Genomic DNA, 18,853 nt, shown 5'->3' on the forward strand with positions numbered 1-18,853 from the left:
ACGCCCCCCGCCGAGGCGGGGGGCGGTCAGGCGACGGTGGTGTCACGCAGCTGCAGCGAGCTGGGAACGAAGATCGACAGCGGGACGGCGCGCTCATCGCGCAGCCGCTCCGCCAGCAGGTTGACGGCCTGTGCGCCCATGGTTTCCGAAGGGATGCGCACCGTGGACAAGGCGGGGAAAATAAAGCGGGCGGTGGGAATGTCGTTGACGCTGATTAACGCGATCTGCCCCGGCACCTGAATGCCGTGTTCATGCAGCGCGCGCAGCACGCCGATGGCGATCGAATCGGTCGCCACCAGCAGCGCCGGCGGATAGCCATTCTTGCTCTGCAACATCGCTTTGGCGCACTGGTAGCCCGACTGGCTGCTGAAATCGCCGTGGTAAATATCCTGCGGCCGCACCACGTTTTGCTGCCGGCCATACTCGACGAACGCCTGCTCGCGCTGGTCGATGCCGGCCGGATGGTCGCGCCCGCCGATAAAGCCGATGCGCTGATAGCCACGGCCGATGAAGTAATCGATCACCTTGCGGCTGATCTTGTACAGGTCGACATTGACGCAGTCGAAACGCTCATCGTCCACCACGCCGTCGATAAACACCACCGGCGTTTCCTGCTGCCTGAGCTGCTCATACAGCGCGGGCTGTGGCCGGCCGATCACCAGCAGGCCGTCGGCCGCCGGCAGCGCCTTGTCGCCGGTAAAGTCGTAACCGGCGCTCAGCATCACGCCCAGTTTTTCGCACTGCGTTTCGATGCCGTAGCGCATCGCCAGGTAATAGGGATCGTTGATCTCCACACCCTGCGTATAGGTGAACAGCGCGGCGAATTGCAGGCGTTGCCCACTTTGCCGTTTGGAAGGCGCAATCTTGTATTCGAGGCGCTCCGCCGCTTCCAGGATCTTCTGGCGGGTTTGCGCCTTCACGCTCAGGGTGGGGTCGTCATTCAACACGCGCGAAACGGTGGCGACGGACACATTAGCGGCTTCAGCAATTTCCTTCAGTGTGGCCATAGAGTCCCAATGCACAGACGAAAAACGGTAGCTTAATCGGATAGCGGCGCAACGTACAGTGCCGCCCGCCCCTCTCTTCCCAGACCGGGCCGGCGCTCGCTCATACAAACCGCTGCCGGGCGCCTGCAGCGAAAGATACCCATTTCACCCGTTGTGATCAAGTTAACGATTTACTGATTAAAGCGTATTTTTTACTAAATATTTTACTAATATACCTGCCGTTTACCGCCCGCGACCGGGCGGACTTTATCTCTTCTCCCAAGGAGCCGGGAGCGACCTTGCGTGAGCCGCCGTTCGACTGACGCGCCGATCCATCCAACACCAGGCACATGCCCCATGACATCAATAAATCATCACGCCCTGTTGCCCTTGTTACTGATACTCAGCGCGCCGGTCTGGGCGGCGCAGGACCCCGTTACCCCGGCGGAGCGCAATCAGCTGCCGCCGCCGCCGTTGCCCGAAACCGCCGCGACCGCCCTGCGCTTTTACGGCGAGCTCGGCATCGGCGGCAGCGTCTATTTGAACGGCGAACATCAACATAAATACAGCGACGGCACCTACATCGAAGGCGGCCTCGAGATCAAACAGGGCCATTGGTTCGGCCTGATTTACGGCGAGGGCTGGACCGTGCAGGCCGACAGCCAGGGCCACGCCTGGACGCCCGGACACGGCTGGGGCGGCTTCGAGGGGGGCCTGAACCGTTTCTACGGCGGTTACCGTACCGATGACGGCACCGAGATGATGCTCAGCGTACGCAACGACTCGTCGCTCGACGATCTGCAATGGTGGGGCGACTTCACGCCGGAGTACGGCTACGTGATCCCCAACACCCGCGATCTCAGCTACGCCGCCAAGCTGCAAAACCTGACCGGGCGCTTTCGCTACAGCGTGACGGCGGCGCCGGAAAGCCGCATCAACGAGAGCAAGGCGCTGCTGCACTTCGGCAAATACGACCGCTACTCCGACAAATACACCTACCGGGCGATGATCAACGGCTACACCCAGTACGATCTGCAAGACGGTCTGACGCTGCTGAACGGCCTGGAGGTGACCGACGGCCTGGGGCAGCTGTTTCTGCTGGGGCTGCGCGGCAAACACCTGGCCGGCCGCGTCTGGCACCACACCGGCAAAGGCGACAGCGGCGGCCATCCCGGCAGCGAATCGGGCCTGATGCTCAGTGCGATGACGGAAACCGCCAAAGGGCTGTACCTCTCCACCGCCTACAGCTACGCCCGCCACCGGTTTGATAACGCGGCGGATACCGCCACCTCCTACGCCCAGTTCGGCGTCTGGTACGAATATGCCGGCGGTAAGCTGGCCACCGCGCTGGACAGCAAATTCTTTATGCGCAATGACAGCACCGGCGCCAGCAACTCGGTGTTTCTGATGCAATATTTCTATTGGTAACCGTTGAGGCCCCTACGATGAACATGACTCCCCTGACGCCGCTGGCCACCGCCCTCACCCTCGCGCTGACGCTGGCGGGCTGCGCGCCGAAAACGCCCACCGCCCCACAGGCCGAACGCTACCCAAACGTTATCGATCGCCACGGCGCGCCGCATTTTATGCTCGACTACGACTTCGACGATCATCAACGCTTCAACCCGTTCTTCGATCTCGGCGCCTGGCATGGCCACCTGTTGCCGAGCGGCCCGGAAGGCATGGGCGGTTTCCCCGGCCCGGCGCTGCTGACCGAAGAATACATCAACTTTATGGCCAACAATTTCGATCGGCTCAGCGTATATCGCAACGGCAAGCCGGTGTCTTTCACCATGACGGCCTACAGCCTGCCCGGCGCCCTGGTGCAGCGGCTCAGCGCGCCGGGAGTTACCGTCAACCTGACGCTGCGCTTCGCCAGTGCGCGCACCTCGCTGCTGGAGACGCAAATTATCACCGATGCGCCGCTGGAGCTGGTGTGGGATGGCGAATTGCTGGAGCGCTACGCGGCCAAAGAGCAAAAACCGCAGCCGCCGGCGACCCTCGAACAGGCGTTTCCGGACTACACGCGCCGCATTGTGCCGACGGCGGACGGCCTGCGCGTCACCTTCGGCAAGGTGCGTGCGCCGTCGCAGCTGATGACCTCCGGCCAGTCCGAGTATCAGATCCATAAATCGCTGCCGCAGCGCACCACGGTCGACGGCCACCGCTTCCGCGCCACGGCGCGCATCGCCGGCACCACCACGCTGTACACCACCTATTCGCACCTGCTCACCGCCGACGAGGCGCAGCGCGAACAGCGCGCTATCGCCGACATCCTCGCTCACCCGCAGCGCTATATGGCCGCATCGGCCCAGCGTTGGGAACGCTATCTCGCCGCCGGGCTCCGCAACCCGCACGCCACGGCGGAACAAACGCGTGTGGCGGTCAAAGCGATAGAAACGCTGAACGGCAACTGGCGCGGCGCCGCCGGGGCGATGAAGTTCGACTCGGTCACCCCGTCGGTCACCGGGCGCTGGTTCTCCGGCAACCAGACCTGGCCGTGGGACACCTGGAAACAGGCCTACGCCATGGCGCACTTCAACCCGGACGTGGCCAAGGACAACATTCGCGCGGTGTTCGCCTACCAGATCCGGCCGGGCGACGCTTTGCGGCCGTGGGACGCCGGTTTCCTGCCCGACCTTATCGCCTACAACCCCAGCCCGGAGCGCGGCGGCGACGGCGGCAACTGGAACGAACGCAACACCAAGCCGAGCCTGGCGGCCTGGGCGGTGATGGAGGTCTATCGCGTCACCGGCGATAAGGGCTGGCTGGCGGAGATGTACCCGAAGCTGGTGGCTTACCATGACTGGTGGCTGCGCAACCGCGATCACAACGGCAACGGCGTGCCGGAGTACGGCGCCACCCGCGACAAAGCGCACAATACGCCCGACGGGCGCATGCTGTTTACCGTCAAACGCGGGCAACGCGAGCAAACGCTGGCCGGCCTCGACAACTACGATCGCATCGTGCGCGAGGGGCATTACGACAGCATCGCGATCCCGGCGCAGACCGCCGCCTCCTGGGAGTCGGGCCGTGACGATGCGGCGGTATTCGGCTTTATCGATCCGGATCAATTGGCGCGCTACGTGGCGCAGGGCGGCAAACGCGAAGACTGGCAGGTGAAATTCGCCGAAAACCGCGCGCCGGACGGCACGCTGCTCGGCTACTCGCTGCTGCAGGAGTCGGTGGATCAGGCCAGCTATATGTACAGCGACAACCGCTACCTGGCGGAGATGGCCGATATTCTGGGCCGCGGCGCGGAAGCCGCCGCCTTCCGCGCCAAAGCCGACCGGCTGGCGGCCTACATCAACACCTGCATGTTCGATAAACAGAGCGGTTTCTTCTACGACATCCGCATCGAAAGCCGGCCGTTGGCCAACGGCTGCGCCGGCAAACCGATCGTCGAACGCGGCAAAGGGCCGGAAGGCTGGTCGCCGCTGTTCAACGGCGCCGCCAGCCAGCCGCACGCCGATGCGGTGGTCAGGGTGATGAAGGATCCGCGCGAGTTCAATACCTACGTGCCGCTCGGCACCGCGGCGCTGACCAACCCGGCGTTCGGCGCGGACATCTACTGGCGCGGCCGCGTGTGGGTCGATCAGTTGTATTTCGGCCTCAAGGGCATGGAACGCTACGGCTATCGCGACGACGCGGTAGCGATGGCGCAGGCCTTCTTCCGCCACGCCGACGGCCTGGTCGCCGACGGGCCGATCCGCGAGAACTACAACCCGCTCACCGGCAAACAGCAAGGCGCGCCGAACTTCTCCTGGAGCGCGGCGCATCTGTACATGTTGTATAACGACTTCTTCACGCAATAAGCCGCGGCGGCCACCGCCATCGTTGCCCGGCGGTGGCCCGCGTTTATGATCGGATCGGGATCACCAGCACGTCGATATTCAGCTGGTTGATGGCGTTGCGGGTAGAAGAAAACAGGTTGCTCCACAGATCGTGGTGATGGCCGAACACCAGAAGATCGATGTTCTTGTCCACGACCGCCGTGCGCAGTTCGTCAACGAAGCCGCCGCGCCCGATAATCACTTCCGCGATCGGATAATTGACGTTTTGCGTGGTGGGTTCCAGCTCTTTGCGGATCTTCTCTTCGAACGGCACGCCGTCATAACTGCGCTCCGAAAAGCCGATCGCCGCGTGGTAGGTGTCGTAGTGGACGTCCACATAGATCAGCGAGAGTTTGGCCTGCAGCGCCTCCGCCAGCAACGCCCCTTTTTCGACCAGCCGTTTGCCGTCATCGCTCAGATCGGTGGCGATGACAATATGGTGGTAACACATAGCGCCTCCTGTCATGGACTCGGTTGAGCCGAGGCTCCGATATCACGCTGGGGTCATATCGTTATGATTAATTTTAGTTCAGAAATGGCGCTCGTGGCGGGAGGTGATGCAGTGGGAAAGCCCCGTCGCCGGGGCTGAAGGCAAAAAATTATTTCTCGCGCTGCGCCTCAAACCAGACGTTGCACAGCGACAGGATCAGCGTGTTGGCATCTTTCACCAGCACGTTATCGCCGGGCACCCCATCGGTGCCCTGATCGGTGATGCCTTTGATGGCGGTATCCGCGTGCTGAATGGCCACGCGCTCGACCGACGGCGTGCTGATGCCCAGCATCGGGAAATCGATGTAGGAGCTGCTGCCGGCATTGTCCTCGACAAACTCCTGCGCTTCTACGGTGCTGACGGTGGCCCCTTCGCTTTTCAGCGCCGTGCCGTTCCAGCTGAACGCATCCGCTTTGTAGCTGATTTTGCCGCCGATCAGGCTCTGTGCCTGCTGTTGATCCCAGCAGCCGGTGGTCTGGGTCGGCACGATCTTGCTGACGCGCCAGTTGCCCAGCAGCTGTTTGGGGATCGGCCCGGTATCGCTTTCCGCCGCCCGAACCTGAGTCGCCGAGACGCAGGCCAACACCACCAGCGGCAGCAGCGCCTTGCTCCAAGTGTTCAATCGCATTGTCTTTTCCTTCGTTTCAGTACCCAGTCTGCCCTCGCGGGCCAACGGCTATCATAATAAGCCCGCCGATTCGCCGTCAAAACAATCCGCTCCGCACCGGGCCGCGGCCGCTCATAGCTAATCGCTATGAGTCATAGTGAATCAGTATTTTGTTTTAGCCCAGCGATTACCTACAGTCACTGCCACTATTCTGCCAGCCAAAATTAGCAGGCAATGTTGACAAGGACCCTGGGAAAATGACATTTACGCTGAAAAACCTCACCCTGGCGCTGGCCGCCGCCGGCACGCTGCTGCTGACCGCCTGCGGCCCAACCGCACAGGACGATCACCACATCAAGGTCGGCATCAGCGCCGGCATCGATCAGTCGCTGTGGGCGGTGGTACAAAAGGTCGCCAAGCAGAAATATGATCTGGACGTGGAGGTGGTGACCTTCAACGACTACGTGCTGCCGAACGAAGCGCTGAACAACGGCGATCTGGACGTCAACGCCTTCCAGCACAAACCGTATCTGGACAAGCAGATGCAGGAGCGCGGCTACAAGCTGGCGGCGGTGGGCAACACCTTCGTCTACCCAATCGCCGGCTATTCGAAGAAGATAACCGCACTCAGCCAGCTGCCGGACGGCGCGCAGGTGGCGGTGCCGAACGATCCGACCAACCTGGGCCGCTCGCTGTTGCTGTTGCAAAAACAGGGGCTGATTACCCTGAAAGACGGCGTCGGCCTGCTGCCGACCGCGCTGGACATCGTCAGCAACCCGAAAAAGCTGAAGATCGTCGAGATTGAAGCACCGCAGCTGCCGCGCGCGCTGGACGACCAACAGGTGACGCTGGCGATCATCAACACCAACTATTCCAGCCAGATTGGCCTGTCGCCGGCCAAGGACGGGCTGTTTGTCGAAGACAAAAACTCGCCGTACGTCAACATCTTCGCCAGCCGCATCGACAACAAAGACAGCGAGAAAGTGAAGGATCTGGTCAAGGCCTATCAGACCGACGAAGTGGCGGCCAGCGCCGCCGAAATCTACAAGGGCGACGCCGTCAAAGGCTGGTGACTCTCTCCCGTATGCCCGTGGCGCCAGGCCACGGGCCATGCCAACCTCAGCCGCGCTGAATGGACACGCCGCCGTCCACCAGCATCGCGGTGCCGGTGACAAATGAGGAAGCGTCAGACGCCAAATACAGCGCCGCCTGCGCGATCTCCTCCGGCATCGCCAGCCGCTTCAGCGCGTGCAGGTCGGCCACCTGCGCCAAGGCTTCCGGGGTATTGCTCATCTGCCGCCCCATCGCCGTATCGGTGCCTCCCGGCAGCAGCGCGTTCACCCGAATGCCGCGCCCGCCAAACTCCACCGCCAGCGCCTGCGTCAGGCCGATCAGCCCCGATTTGCCGGCCGCATAGGCCGCCGTGCCGGGAAACGCCGCGGTGTGGCCGACGAACGTGGAGGTGAAGATCACCGAGCCCGCGCCGCGCGCCAGCATGGCGGGAATTTGATGCCTGGCGCCGTAATAGGCGCTGGACAGGTTAGTTTCCAGCACCTCGCGCCATTCTGACGCGCTGAGCGCCAGCGACGGCCCCAGCGGCCCCAACGTGCCGGCGTTGTTGAAGGCGATATCCAGGCCGCCGAATTCGTCGACCGCCGTCGCCGTCAGCCGTTCGGCGAAGGCTTCATCGCGCACGTCACCCGCCACCGCCAATGCCCGGCCGCCCTCGCGCCGAATGTCCTCCACCAGCTCGGCCAACAGCGGCGCGCGCCGGGCGCCCAACACCAGCGCCGCCCCCTGCCGGGCGAACAGCAGCGCCGCCGCTTTGCCGATCCCTGAACTGGCGCCGCCGATCACCGCCACCTTGCCGTTTAATGCGTTCATCGCTCATCCTCACGCTGTTTAAAGATCCTCAGTGTGAGGCAAGGTTCGACGCCGCGCTGGCCGCAAGCGGACATGCAATTGGCGCAATAAAAAAGGCGCTGCAAGCAGCGCCCCGGCAACGCGGATCCGACGGCGAACTCACGGTTTGGCCGCGTATTTCTCCTGATTGGCCGGCGTCACCAGCTCGAACGGGATCCAGTAATACGGCTCAAGCTTTTCACCGTTGATCATGCGCTGCGCCACCTCGACCGAGGCCTTGCCCTGGCCGATCGCGTCCTGGAACACCGTGACCTGCATCTTGCCGGAGGCCAGCGCCTTGAGGCCGTCCGGCGTGGCGTCGATGCCGCCGATCAGCACTTTCTTGTCCGCCTTGCCCGCCTGCTGCAGCGCCATGATCGCGCCGATCGCCATCTCGTCGTTGTTGGCGGCGACGATGTCGATCGCTTCGCCGTTGGTCAGCCAGTTCATCATCAGATCCATGCCTTCACTGCGTGAATAGTTGGCGCTCTGCTTCTGCACCACCTTCATGTTCGGGTATTTGGCCACCACCTGCTCCACGTCTTTGGTGCGCTGCAGCGTGCCGGCGTCGGTCAGGTTGCCGATCATCACCGCCACGTTGCCCTGATAGTTGGCCAGCCGCGCCAATTCCTCCATTTGCAGCGTGCCGGACTCCCGCTCGTCGGAGCCGACGAACACCACGCCCTGAGGCAGTTTGGCGTCGCCCGGCGTGCGGTTCACGTACACCAGCGGCACGCCGGCGGCCTGCACCATTTTGGTCATTACCGGCGTGCTGGCCGAGTTGACCGGATCGACGATAATCGCGTCCACCCCGGCGCTGATAAAGCTTTGCACCTGGTCGGTCTGGCGGCCGACGTCGCCGCGCGCGTCCTCGAACTGCACGGTAATGCCGCGCGCCTTGGCCTCCTTGTCGATCGCCTGGCGGATAATGGTGAGGAAGTTCTGGTCGAAATAGGCCATCGATACGCCGATGGTTTGCGCCCATGCCGGGGTGGACGCACACAGCGCCACCGCCAGCCACAGCCCTTTCAGGTAATTCATGATGTGCCCCCCGGTAAAAAAACACCGCCGGCCAACCCTGGCGCCGGCGGCAATTCACGGCAATCAGTGTTTCTTGCGGTTGCGACGCATGTCGATCGACACGGCGGCGACGATAATCACGCCTTTGATGATGTCCTGAATGTAAGAATCGACGCCGATAAAGGTGAAGCCGCTTTTGATAAGGCCGAGGATCACCGCGCCGATCAGCGTGCCGGTGATGCGCCCGACGCCGCCCATCAGGCTGCTGCCGCCGATCACCGCCGCAGCGATGGCGTCCAGCTCGTACGACATCCCCATGCTCGACTGGCCGCTGCTGACGCGCGCCGCCAGCACCACGCCCGCCAGTCCCGCCAACCCGCCGGCGATGGTGTAAACCGTCACCAGATATTTGTTGACGTTGATGCCGGACACCCGCGCCGAGGTCATGTTGCCGCCGATGGCGTAGATGTATTTGCCGTAGCGGGTGTGTTTGAGCGCGATATGGAAGATCACCGCAATCACCAGGAAGATGATCACCGGCATCGCGCCCTGGCCGATTGACGTGAAGCCGTCCGACAGGAAGCTGACCGGGTTACCCTTGGTGTAGTACTGCGCCAGACCGCGCGCCGATACCATCATCCCCAGCGTGGCGATGAACGGCGGAATGCCGGTACGGGTGATCAGGAAGCCGTTGATAAAGCCGCAGACAATGCCCACCCCAATCCCCGCGCCGATCGGGATCGCCGCCGGCAGATCGAGCAGCCCCGGGTACATCGGCGAAATGCTGTCCGAGGTCTGCGCCAGGCTGGCCGCCACCACCGCAGTCAGCGCAATCAGCGAACCGGAGGAGAGATCGATGCCGGTGGTGATGATCACCTGGGTGACGCCCACCGCGATGATGCCGATGATCGCCACCTGCAGCACGATCAGCAGCAGGCGGTTCGGGTTAAGCAGGAACGACTGATCGCGCATGTACCAGCCGAGGATTTCGAAGACCAGCGCGATGCCGAGCATCACGATGAAGATGCCGGTATCCTTCGGCATTTTGCCGCTCAGCCCGGAGAACAGCGTTCCCTTGCTCGTTGAATCGGCGGAGAGCGGCTTCTCAATCTTTACGTTACTCATGATGTTCACCCTTCGTTATTCTGAGGCCAGCGCCAGGATCTTTTCCTGATCCGCGTCGTCTTTGTCCAAAATGCCGGTGATGCGGCCGCCGTGCATCACCATCACCCGGTCGCTCATGCCGAGGATCTCCGGCAGCTCGGAGGAGACCAGAATGATGGCGACGCCGCGGTTGGCCAGCTCGCTGATCAGGCGGTAGATTTCCGCTTTGGCTCCCACGTCGATGCCGCGCGTCGGTTCGTCGAGGATCAGGATTTTCGGCTGCGCCAGCAGCCAGCGCGCAATCAGCACCTTCTGTTGGTTGCCGCCGCTGAGGTTATTGATGATCTGATCCATGGTCGGCGTTTTGATGTTGAGCTTTTTGATCTGATCCATGCAGTCTTTGGCCATCTGCACGTGGCTGACGAAACCGTTCTTGCCGATGTATTCCGACAGGTTGACGATGCTCATGTTCTCGACCACCGACAGCACCAAAAACAGGCCGGATTTTTTGCGGTCTTCGGTGAGGAACGCCAACCCGCTCTCGATCGCCTTCGCCGGGGAATCGACCTTCACCGCCTGGCCCTCGATAAAGATCTCGCCGCCTTCCGCCGGGTGCATGCCGAACAGGCTTTCCATCACTTCGCTGCGCCCGGCGCCCACCAGCCCGGCGACGCCGAGGATCTCGCCGCGTTTGACGCTGAACGACACGTCGTGGAACCAGCCGCTGCGGCGCAGCCCCGCCACCCGCAGCACTTCCTCGCCGATATTGTTGTTGAATTTGGGGAACATCTGCGTCAGTTCACGCCCCACCATCATGGTGATCAGCGACTGTTTGGTCAGATTTTCGGTCTTGTCGCAGGCGATGAAAGTGCCGTCGCGGAAAATGCTCACTTCGTCGGTGATGGCGAAGATCTCGTCCATCTTGTGGCTGATATAGATGATGCCTTTGCCCTGCTCGCGCAGTTCGCGGATGATGGCGAACAGGTGCACCACTTCACCTTCGGTCAGCGCCGAGGTCGGTTCGTCCATGATCAATACGTCGGCGTTGTAGGACACCGCCTTGGCGATCTCCACCATCTGCTGGTTGGCGATGCTCAGTTCGCCCACCAGCGTGTCCGGCTGCAGTTTGATGTTCAGCCGCGCCAGCAGCTCGCGGGTGTTCTCGTTCAACTGCTCGTGGTTGACGAACCCCAACCGCGCCGGCTCGCGCCCCAGCCAGATGTTTTCCGCTACCGTCATATAAGGCACCAGGTTCAGCTCCTGGTGGATCATGGAAATGCCCGAATGCAGCGCCTGCAGCGTGTCGCTGAAGGTGACCGGCCGGCCTTTGATTTTTATCGAGCCTTCATCCGGGTGGTAGATGCCGATCAGGCATTTCATCAGCGTCGATTTGCCTGCGCCGTTTTCCCCCATCAGCGCGTGCACGCTGCCGGGTTTGATTTTAATCGAGACCTTATCCAGCGCTTTGACGCCGGGGAACTGCTTGCTGATGCCTTCGGCCTCAAGAACATAAGGGTACATACCGCTTACCTCCGCACTGACCCACGTTTTCCGCCGCGCTCGCCCCACACCGGCGCCCGCGGCGGGCTTCAAGGCTTATTTCTTGTTTTTATCGGCGAATTGCTGGTAATTGGCCTGGGTGATCAGCTGGTAAGGGATCAGCACGTTGCTCTCCACTTTCTCGCCTTTCACCAGTTGAACGGCGGTCTGCACCGCACCCTCGCCCTGGCCTTTGGCGTCCTGGAACACGCTCAGCGCCAGATCGCCTTTTCTGATGAATTCCAGCGCATCGGGCGTGCCATCCACGCCGGCCACCCGCACGCCGGACTTTTTAGCCTGCTTGAGCGCCAGGATGGCGCCGATGGCCATTTCGTCGTTGTTGGAAGCGATAGCGTCGATCTGCTGGCCGGTCAGCACCCAGTCAGTGGTGATATCCACCGCATCTTTACGCGTCCACTTGGCGGTTTGCTTATCGACAATCTTGATACCGGGATAGTTGGCCGCCACCTCTTCCACGCCGCGGGTGCGGTCACGGGTCGATTCATTCGACAGTTCCCCCATCAGGATCATCACGTTGCCCTTGCCGTTCATCAGCTTGGCCAACGCTTCCATCTGCAGTTTGCCGGCCAGCTTGGAATCGGAGCCGACGTAGGCCATGCCGGCCGGGAGCGTCACTTCCGGCTTGCGGTTGACGAACACCAGCGGGATCTTGGCGTTCTCGGCCAGTTTGATCATCGGCTTGACGCCCTGGGTATCCACCGGGTTGAGGATGATGGCGTCGACGCCCTGGCTGACGAAGTTTTCGATTTGTTGAATTTGCTGCGCGATGTCGCCCTTGGCGTCTTCGAACTGGCCGCTGACGTTGCCGTCGGCCTTCATTTTGCTTTGCATCGACTGGCGCAGAATGGTGAGGAAGTTGTCATCGAAGTAAGCCATGGAAACGCCGATCTTGATGTCTTTCGCCAACACGCTGGCCGGCAGCATGCACATCAGTACCGAGGCGGCGATCAATTTCTTCAGCTTCATGTTCGTTACCCTTTAATCGTTAGAATGAAGAGGTCTGTTGGTTGACAGCTAATGAAAAATATTTTTTACATTCAAACAACAATACGGTCGGTGTTATCCCTTTGATACGGCGAAATTACCGCGTTATTGCCGTATTAAGGCCGTGAACAAAATGGTGATCGATATCTCAAAATAGATTAAAAACAATCAATTGAAATAAACCCCTGGTGGAGCAAGCCGCGTCTTCGCTGCTTTTTTAAATGTTTATTTCATAATTTAGACTATTGAAACTTTTTAACCCAAACAAGCGAAACATGCGTTTTGGAATGGCTTATTAACAAAAACATGACATGGATCTAACAAATGAAATGAAAGCCGCCCGCGAGCGTTCCCCTTTCGTGCGCCGGCAAAAACTGCGAGCGGGCGCGCAGTTTGCGGTTTCCGCGTTTCCCGACCATCCTTACTCGGCAATAATGGACATATCCCTATCTCAGGAGGACCTGACATGCAGCTCAGCAGTAAGGTGCGGATGAACCGCCTGTTCAACAACGGCAAGTGCCTGGATGTGGCGATCGATCACGGCATCGCCAACGAACCGGATTTTTTAATCGGGCTGGAAGATATCGAACGGGTGATGGGCAACCTGATCGCCGCGCGCCCCGACGCGATTCAGGTCAACTACGGGCAGGCGGATCTGCTGCAGCGCGCGCCGCAGCGCGAAAAACCGGCGCTGGTGATGCGCACCGACGTCGGCAACGCCTATAACGCCGCACGCCACCGCGAAATGTGGGCGGTGCTGCACAACCCGGAAGCGCCGATCCTGGCCGCGCTGCAAATGGACGCCGCCGCGGTGGTGGTCAACCTCTATATGATCCCGGATGAACCCGGCATTTTCCGCCAGTGCGTAGAAAACATCGGCCGCCTGCGCCACGCCTGCGATCGCTACGCCATGCCGCTGATGATCGAACCGCTGGTGATGGCCCCGGCCGGCCAGGGCGCCGCCTACGGATCGCTGGGTGACGTGGAGAAGATCGTGCCGCTGGTGCGACTGGCGCGCGAGCTGGGCGCCGACATCATCAAGGCCGATCCGACCGATCGGGTGGAAGATTTCCACCGCGTGGTGGAAGCGGCGCGCTGCCCGACGCTGGTGCGCGGCGGCGGCAAAGGAGAGCTGGGCCCGGTGCTGGAGAAATCCGCCGCGCTGATGGCCCAGGGCGCCTCCGGCATGGTCTATGGCCGCAACGTCTATCAACACAGCAACCCGTCGCAGGTGGTGCGCGCCCTGATGGCGATCATCCATCAGGGCGCCAGCGGCCAACAGGCGCTGGAGATCTACCACCAGCAGTAACCCGCTTTTGTAACTAAAATAACCCCTCCGCACCCCGGCAGCGTGCTATAACCTGCTGCCGGTAACTGCAGCTTGCCGCATTCCTCGCTAGAATACGCCGTGATATCGCCATTCGGAGAACCGCCATGCCAAAACAACGGGTGCCGCTCAAGCTGAGCACCTCCATCACGCTGATGGTGTCCGCCATCATCGCTTCGGTGCTGCTGGTGGTGTTCGCGCTGTTTTTCGTGCAGATGAGCCGCGAGGGGCAAGATCAGCTGCAGCAAAAAGCCATCGCCGTCGCCAACACGCTGGCGCTCTCCAACACCGTGATCGACGGCCTGCAGCGGCGCGATCACAGCGGCGCCATTCAGCGCTTCGCCGAGCAGGTGCGCCATCAAAACGAGCTGCTGTTCGTGGTGGTGGTGGATATGCAGGGCATCCGCTATTCGCACCCTAAACCCTGGCTGATCGGCAAGCATTTTATCGGCGACGATCTGGCGCCCGCGCTGCAAGGCAACGTCAACAGCGCCATCAACCGCGGCACGCTGGCTCCGGCGCTGCGGGTGTTCGTGCCGGTGTATGACGATCAGAAAAAACAAATCGGCGTGGTGGCGCTCGGCATCGCGCTGGACACCGTGCAGCGGGTGGTGGCGGAAAGCCGATGGATCATCTATTGGACCATCGCCTTCGCCGCCCTGGTCGGCAGCCTGGGCACCTTTTTCCTGGTCTCTGCGCTCAAACGCATCATGCTGGGTTTTGAGCCTCACGAAATCTCCAACCTGTTCGAACAGCGCAATGCCATGCTGCAATCGATTAAAGAAGGCGTGATCGCGGTCGATAATGAATCCCGCATCACCATCGTCAATGACGAAGCCAAGCGCCTGCTGCGCCAGAGCGGGCCGGTGGAAAACCTGCTGCTGGAAGCCGCCAGCAAACATTGGCCGGCGCAGCTGCATCTGGCGGAGGTGCTGGCCAGCGGCGAACCGCTGCGCGATCGGCAGATCAGCTTCAACGGCAGCGAACTGCTGACCAATACCGTGCCGGTGATCGTCAACGGCCAGGTGACCGGCGCCATCGCCACCTTCCGCGACAAGACCGAGATCAGCCGCCTGCTGCAGCGGCTGAGCGGCATGGCGCACTACGCCGACGCCCTGCGGGTGCAGTCGCACGAATTTATGAACAAGCTGCATGTGATACTCGGCATGCTGCATATGAAGGCCTATCAGCAGTTGGAAAACTACATCATCAACACCGCCAGCAACTACCAGGAAGAGATCGGCGCGCTGCTGCGCAAGATCCATTCGCCGGAGGTAGCGGGCTTCTTCATCGGCAAGATCAGCCGCGCCCACGAGGCCGGCATCGAACTGACCATCGAGGAAACCAGCCTGCTGCCGGAAACCGACGATGCGGAAACCACCCACGTGCTGATCAGCGTGCTCGGCAACCTGATCGAAAACGCCATCGACGCCATCGACGGCGTTGAGGGCCACGAGATCGGCCTGAGCTTCCATCATCACGACGATCAATTACACTGTATCGTCAGCGACGACGGCCCCGGCATCGATCCGGCGATCGGCGCGCGCATCTTCGAACACGGATTTTCCACCAAGGGAACGGGACGCGGCATCGGCCTGGCGCTGATCCGCAGCCATCTGGAGAAACTGGGCGGCAGCATCGATTTCGAATCCGAACCGGGCGAGCTGACCCAATTTTTCGTGCACCTTCCCTATCAGGCCAAGAGCAGAGCCCATGATTAACGTACTGATTGTCGACGACGACCCGATGGTGGCGGAGCTGAACAAATACTACCTGAGCCAGGTCGGCGGTTTTCACTGCCAGGCGACGGTCGCGACCCTGAGCCAGGCGCGCGCCCTGCTGGCCGACGCCAGCGTCAGCATCGATCTGGTGTTGCTGGATATCTACATGCAGCAGGAGAATGGGCTGGATCTGCTGCCCGGCCTGCGCGAACTCGGCGAAAAGACCGATGTGATCATCATCTCCTCCGCCAGCGACGTGAACACGGTGCAAAAAGCGCTGCACTACGGCGTGGTGGATTATCTGATCAAGCCGTTCCAGTTCAGCCGCTTCAAGGAGGCGCTGAGCCACTACCGGCAGCAGTCACAGCTCTTGGCGCAACGCGAGTTTTCGCAGGCCGACGTCGACAGCCTGTTGCGCCGCCAGCCCGGCGGCCAGGAGAGCAAAAAGCTGCCGAAGGGCCTGACCAGCATCACCCTGAGCACGGTGTGCGAGTGGATCGAACAGCAGCACGACAGCGAATTCTCTACCGACAATCTGGCCAACGCCATTGGCATTTCGCGGGTGTCCTGCCGCAAGTACCTCATCTATCTGGCGGAGAGCGGCATCCTCGGCACCCGTATTCTGTACGGCGCCACCGGCCGGCCGGTCTATCTGTATCAGCTGAAACCGGACGCGATCGCCATGCTGAAAGAGCATTGCCGCCCGGCCTAAACGACGTCGGGCGCAGAAAGCGCCCGGACGTTAAAGGTTAGAAGTTGTGCATGTAACACTTAGCCTCGGGATGAGGATCTTTCGAGTGTCTGCGCAGGCAGCGCTGCTTTTTCTGCTGCTGTTCCAGGTTCCGCTGCTGCCGCTCGGCGGTCTCTGCGGCTTCGCGCTGCTGTTCGCGTGCAATCGCCTGCTCGTTGGCCAGCGTCAGGTTATCGACATTCCACACCTTGTGGCGCAATGCGTCGCGCTTTTTCTGGTACTCCTCGGTGACCTTACTGTCCTTCGGCGCCGCCGCATGGTATTCCAGATCCACCCGCGCCTGCGCGAAGCTGGAACAACACAAGGCCACGCCGGCCAACACGATCCTTTTCATCAATGACTCCTTTTACATTACATCGCTAGACTCTGCGTACACGCCGGCTCAGCAACCGTTCGGCGATGCCGTCGGCTTTTCCTCTGAACGGGAGACGCGCTGCCCGCCGGTAACGGGCGCTTTGCCGGGCTCGATAGCGCACTCCGCCAACCGCGCCAGCTCTTCCGCATCGCGCTCTGTCGGCGGCGCTTCCTCGCTCATTTCCTGACGCAGATCCTGCGCCAGCGCTTTCAGGCGCTTTTGAAACAGCACCGGCGACACTCCTTCGCACGGCCTGTCGTAGCGCGCTGCGCCGGCGCTTTGGCTTAGCGGCGGCAACAGCAAGAGAAAGATCGCGGCCATGTTCTTCGTCATGGGCAACTCCTTTGATTACGCCGAAATAAACCGGCGGTTCCCTATAAGGAAAACGAATTGTCTGCTAACGCAATGAATGGTCAAGCCACGGCAGAATAACGCAGGAAAGGTAAACCCTCCGGCAATATCGGCAGAATGCGCGCATTAATTTGGCTGAATATATTTAGCGGTTTAACGATCGAATATTTTCGCCCCATCTAACGTGCCGCCAATACCGATATTACCTTCATGCAATACCGACGAGGCAGACTCACCCGCCATGATGCGTTGCCGCTGTTCCCGCGTGGCCGGCTGAGGCTGAGACCAGTCCGGGGACGTCGACGTTGGCTGGATCGCGCTGCAGCCGCTCAACAAAAACAACGATACCGTGGCACAATAACGCCATGTCATAGCTTTCTCCTTAAAGGAAATAAAATACCCGCAGCCGGCGGCAAGGGTAAATAAAAAATGACTTTCTTTAGTTTAATAACCGCCGTTATTTCACCATCCGACTGCCGATGTTAACCACCCGGTTCCTCTGTTAACCCGAAATAAACATTTTCGCTTAGCCACCCGATAATTCGCAGGCAATAAAAAAGGCCGGGCTAACCCGACCTTGTTTGACCGCTCGACGCGCTTAGACCAGCTCGATCACATCGAAATTGGCTTCGCCGCTCAGATCGGCGTCGTAGTCAACGCCCTGCAGACCGAAGCCGAACAGGCGCAGGAATTCCGCCTTGTAGCCCTGGTAATCGGTCAGTTCGTTGATGTTGTTGTCGTTCAGCTGCTGCCAGATTTCACGACAGGTTTCCTGCACTTCGTCGCGCAGTTCCCAGTCATCCAGACGCAGACGGTGCTTCTCGTCGGTGTCCGGCGCCACGCCGCTGTACAGCTTGGTGGCGAACAGACGCTGGATCTGCTCGATGCAGCCTTCGTGAATGCCCTGCTCCTTCATGATTTTGAACACGATGGAGATATACAGCGGCATCACCGGAATGGCGGAGGAAGCCTGAGTCACTACCGACTTGAGCACCGCAACGTAAGCCGCGCCGCCTTTGGCCTGCAGCTTCTGGTTGATGGCGTGCGCCGCGCGATCCAGATCTTCTTTCGCCTTGCCCAGCGTACCGTGCCAGTAAATTGGCCAGGTCAGATCGGTACCGATGTAGGAGTAAGCGACCGACTGCGCGTTATCCGCCAGCACGCCCGCTTCGTCCAGCGCGTCCATCCACAGCTGCCAGTCCTGGCCGCCCATCACCTTCACGGTGTCGGCGATTTCTTGCTCGTTGGCCGGCTCAACCACGGCTTCAACCAGCACGTCTTTGTTGGTGTCCAGCGCGACGGATTTGTATGGCTCGCCGATCGGCTTCAGTGCGGAACGCACCACTTCGCCGGTTTCCGGCATCTTACGCACCGGCGAAGCCAGCGAGTAAACCACCAGGTCAACCTGACCCAGGTCTTTTTTGATCAGATCGATCACGGTCTGACGGCACTCGTTGGAGAATGCGTCGCCGTTGATGCTTTTCGCGTACAGGCCTTCTTCTTTAGCTGCCTTGTCGAAACCGGCGGAGTTGTACCAACCGGCGGAACCGGTTTTGCCTTCGCTGCCAGGCTTCTCGAAAAATACGCCGATGGTGGCCGCACCGCTGCCGAAAGCGGCATTGATGCGCGAGGCCAGACCGTAACCGGTGGATGCACCAATGACCAGCACCTTTTTAGGCCCGTTTTTCAGTTCGCCGCGTGACTTAACGTAGGCGATTTGCTCACGGACGTTGGCTTCACAGCCTGCCGGGTGAGCGGTGGTGCAGATAAAACCACGAATTTTAGGTTTGATAATCATAGTAATTTTTTCTTGGTAGCTAAAAACCGAAGGACAATATACCTGATTTTCTCGATATACTTAA

The 18,853-nt window shown here is 60.7% G+C and carries 18 protein-coding genes; 6 read left to right on the forward strand and 12 right to left on the reverse strand.

Annotation, left to right across the window (positions count from 1 at the left end; genetic code table 11):
* Window positions 1–26: 26 nt before the first annotated feature.
* Window positions 27–1,007, reverse strand: a complete 981-nt coding sequence (gene ebgR / locus ACOWVD_RS06715) for a transcriptional regulator EbgR (protein WP_015377551.1) — start codon at window positions 1,005–1,007, stop codon at window positions 27–29.
* Window positions 1,008–1,343: 336 nt separating this feature from the next.
* On the opposite strand from ebgR, the gene ygjJ reads away from it, so the two are divergent.
* Entirely contained in the window at window positions 1,344–2,414 is a 1,071-nt protein-coding gene (gene ygjJ, locus ACOWVD_RS06720) for a protein YgjJ (RefSeq protein WP_053091194.1), read from the forward strand.
* A 17-nt stretch (window positions 2,415–2,431) separates the two neighbouring features.
* Window positions 2,432–4,801, forward strand: coding sequence for an alpha-glucosidase (ygjK, locus tag ACOWVD_RS06725; protein ID WP_421105516.1), 2,370 nt, complete (start codon window positions 2,432–2,434; stop codon window positions 4,799–4,801).
* 43 nt (window positions 4,802–4,844) lie between these two features.
* Here ygjK and ACOWVD_RS06730 read toward each other — a convergent pair whose 3' ends face one another.
* Window positions 4,845–5,270 carry a universal stress protein gene (locus tag ACOWVD_RS06730; RefSeq protein WP_015377548.1) on the reverse strand — a complete coding sequence of 142 codons (426 nt, stop codon included), beginning with the start codon at window positions 5,268–5,270 and terminating at the stop codon, window positions 4,845–4,847.
* Between the two features lie 148 nt (window positions 5,271–5,418).
* Window positions 5,419–5,937, reverse strand: a complete 519-nt coding sequence (locus ACOWVD_RS06735; protein WP_015377547.1) for a hypothetical protein — start codon at window positions 5,935–5,937, stop codon at window positions 5,419–5,421.
* Between the two features lie 236 nt (window positions 5,938–6,173).
* On the opposite strand from ACOWVD_RS06735, the gene metQ reads away from it, so the two are divergent.
* The gene (gene metQ / locus ACOWVD_RS06740) at window positions 6,174–6,989 is read left to right on the forward strand and encodes a methionine ABC transporter substrate-binding lipoprotein MetQ (protein ID WP_015377546.1); all 816 of its coding nucleotides are present in this window, start codon (window positions 6,174–6,176) and stop codon (window positions 6,987–6,989) included.
* A gap of 46 nt (window positions 6,990–7,035) precedes the next feature.
* Here the strand turns inward: metQ and ACOWVD_RS06745 are convergent, their stop codons facing one another.
* From ACOWVD_RS06745 to ACOWVD_RS06765, 5 genes are all read right to left on the reverse strand, one after another.
* Window positions 7,036–7,800: an SDR family oxidoreductase gene (locus tag ACOWVD_RS06745; protein ID WP_004940984.1), complete on the reverse strand. Its 765-nt coding sequence runs from the start codon at window positions 7,798–7,800 to the stop codon at window positions 7,036–7,038.
* Between the two features lie 138 nt (window positions 7,801–7,938).
* Entirely contained in the window at window positions 7,939–8,859 is a 921-nt protein-coding gene (locus tag ACOWVD_RS06750; RefSeq protein ID WP_421105517.1) for a sugar ABC transporter substrate-binding protein, read from the reverse strand.
* 63 nt (window positions 8,860–8,922) lie between these two features.
* On the reverse strand, window positions 8,923–9,963 hold the full coding sequence (locus tag ACOWVD_RS06755) for an ABC transporter permease (protein WP_004940978.1): 1,041 nt from the start codon (window positions 9,961–9,963) through the stop codon (window positions 8,923–8,925).
* 15 nt (window positions 9,964–9,978) lie between these two features.
* Window positions 9,979–11,463, reverse strand: coding sequence for a sugar ABC transporter ATP-binding protein (locus ACOWVD_RS06760; RefSeq protein ID WP_015377545.1), 1,485 nt, complete (start codon window positions 11,461–11,463; stop codon window positions 9,979–9,981).
* A gap of 75 nt (window positions 11,464–11,538) precedes the next feature.
* Entirely contained in the window at window positions 11,539–12,468 is a 930-nt protein-coding gene (locus tag ACOWVD_RS06765) for a sugar ABC transporter substrate-binding protein (RefSeq protein ID WP_015377544.1), read from the reverse strand.
* A 484-nt stretch (window positions 12,469–12,952) separates the two neighbouring features.
* On the opposite strand from ACOWVD_RS06765, the gene ACOWVD_RS06770 reads away from it, so the two are divergent.
* The 3 genes from ACOWVD_RS06770 to dcuR all read left to right on the forward strand — a co-directional run bounded on the left by ACOWVD_RS06770 (window position 12,953) and on the right by dcuR (window position 16,246).
* Window positions 12,953–13,795, forward strand: a complete 843-nt coding sequence (locus tag ACOWVD_RS06770) for a class I fructose-bisphosphate aldolase (RefSeq protein ID WP_015377543.1) — start codon at window positions 12,953–12,955, stop codon at window positions 13,793–13,795.
* Between the two features lie 125 nt (window positions 13,796–13,920).
* Window positions 13,921–15,534, forward strand: a complete 1,614-nt coding sequence (locus ACOWVD_RS06775; protein ID WP_171403463.1) for a sensor histidine kinase — start codon at window positions 13,921–13,923, stop codon at window positions 15,532–15,534.
* The gene (gene dcuR / locus ACOWVD_RS06780; protein WP_004940959.1) at window positions 15,527–16,246 is read left to right on the forward strand and encodes a two-component system response regulator DcuR; all 720 of its coding nucleotides are present in this window, start codon (window positions 15,527–15,529) and stop codon (window positions 16,244–16,246) included. The genes ACOWVD_RS06775 and dcuR overlap by 8 nt, the downstream gene beginning before the upstream one ends.
* Window positions 16,247–16,283: 37 nt before the next feature.
* Here dcuR and ACOWVD_RS06785 read toward each other — a convergent pair whose 3' ends face one another.
* The 4 genes from ACOWVD_RS06785 to fabV all read right to left on the reverse strand — a co-directional run bounded on the left by ACOWVD_RS06785 (window position 16,284) and on the right by fabV (window position 18,789).
* Complete coding sequence (locus ACOWVD_RS06785; RefSeq protein WP_004940957.1) at window positions 16,284–16,619, reverse strand: hypothetical protein; 336 nt, start codon at window positions 16,617–16,619, stop codon at window positions 16,284–16,286.
* A gap of 48 nt (window positions 16,620–16,667) precedes the next feature.
* Window positions 16,668–16,973, reverse strand: coding sequence for a hypothetical protein (locus tag ACOWVD_RS06790; protein ID WP_004940954.1), 306 nt, complete (start codon window positions 16,971–16,973; stop codon window positions 16,668–16,670).
* Window positions 16,974–17,144: 171 nt separating this feature from the next.
* Window positions 17,145–17,363, reverse strand: a complete 219-nt coding sequence (locus ACOWVD_RS06795) for a hypothetical protein (protein ID WP_075685386.1) — start codon at window positions 17,361–17,363, stop codon at window positions 17,145–17,147.
* 226 nt (window positions 17,364–17,589) lie between these two features.
* Complete coding sequence (fabV, locus tag ACOWVD_RS06800) at window positions 17,590–18,789, reverse strand: enoyl-ACP reductase FabV (protein ID WP_049240250.1); 1,200 nt, start codon at window positions 18,787–18,789, stop codon at window positions 17,590–17,592.
* Window positions 18,790–18,853 lie beyond the last annotated feature (64 nt).

It is taken from the genome of Serratia sp. SA088, assembly GCF_049065515.1.
GTDB classification, from domain to species: Bacteria; Pseudomonadota; Gammaproteobacteria; order Enterobacterales; family Enterobacteriaceae; genus Serratia; species Serratia nematodiphila.

Excerpts from the sequence above, each read along its gene's own strand:
- ACOWVD_RS06770 (WP_015377543.1), top strand. The coding sequence starts at position 12,953 with ATGCAGCTCAGCAGTAAGGTGCGGATGAACCGCCTGTTCAACAACGGC.
- fabV (WP_049240250.1), bottom strand. The coding sequence starts at position 18,789 with ATGATTATCAAACCTAAAATTCGTGGTTTTATCTGCACCACCGCTCAC.
- ACOWVD_RS06785 (WP_004940957.1), bottom strand. The coding sequence starts at position 16,619 with ATGAAAAGGATCGTGTTGGCCGGCGTGGCCTTGTGTTGTTCCAGCTTC.
- ACOWVD_RS06750 (WP_421105517.1), bottom strand. The coding sequence starts at position 8,859 with ATGAATTACCTGAAAGGGCTGTGGCTGGCGGTGGCGCTGTGTGCGTCC.
- ACOWVD_RS06765 (WP_015377544.1), bottom strand. The coding sequence starts at position 12,468 with ATGAAGCTGAAGAAATTGATCGCCGCCTCGGTACTGATGTGCATGCTG.
- ACOWVD_RS06755 (WP_004940978.1), bottom strand. The coding sequence starts at position 9,963 with ATGAGTAACGTAAAGATTGAGAAGCCGCTCTCCGCCGATTCAACGAGC.
- metQ (WP_015377546.1), top strand. The coding sequence starts at position 6,174 with ATGACATTTACGCTGAAAAACCTCACCCTGGCGCTGGCCGCCGCCGGC.
- ygjK (WP_421105516.1), top strand. The coding sequence starts at position 2,432 with ATGAACATGACTCCCCTGACGCCGCTGGCCACCGCCCTCACCCTCGCG.
- ACOWVD_RS06795 (WP_075685386.1), bottom strand. The coding sequence starts at position 17,363 with ATGACATGGCGTTATTGTGCCACGGTATCGTTGTTTTTGTTGAGCGGC.
- ACOWVD_RS06745 (WP_004940984.1), bottom strand. The coding sequence starts at position 7,800 with ATGAACGCATTAAACGGCAAGGTGGCGGTGATCGGCGGCGCCAGTTCA.
- dcuR (WP_004940959.1), top strand. The coding sequence starts at position 15,527 with ATGATTAACGTACTGATTGTCGACGACGACCCGATGGTGGCGGAGCTG.
- ygjJ (WP_053091194.1), top strand. The coding sequence starts at position 1,344 with ATGACATCAATAAATCATCACGCCCTGTTGCCCTTGTTACTGATACTC.
- ACOWVD_RS06760 (WP_015377545.1), bottom strand. The coding sequence starts at position 11,463 with ATGTACCCTTATGTTCTTGAGGCCGAAGGCATCAGCAAGCAGTTCCCC.
- ACOWVD_RS06735 (WP_015377547.1), bottom strand. The coding sequence starts at position 5,937 with ATGCGATTGAACACTTGGAGCAAGGCGCTGCTGCCGCTGGTGGTGTTG.
- ebgR (WP_015377551.1), bottom strand. The coding sequence starts at position 1,007 with ATGGCCACACTGAAGGAAATTGCTGAAGCCGCTAATGTGTCCGTCGCC.
- ACOWVD_RS06775 (WP_171403463.1), top strand. The coding sequence starts at position 13,921 with ATGCCAAAACAACGGGTGCCGCTCAAGCTGAGCACCTCCATCACGCTG.
- ACOWVD_RS06730 (WP_015377548.1), bottom strand. The coding sequence starts at position 5,270 with ATGTGTTACCACCATATTGTCATCGCCACCGATCTGAGCGATGACGGC.
- ACOWVD_RS06790 (WP_004940954.1), bottom strand. The coding sequence starts at position 16,973 with ATGACGAAGAACATGGCCGCGATCTTTCTCTTGCTGTTGCCGCCGCTA.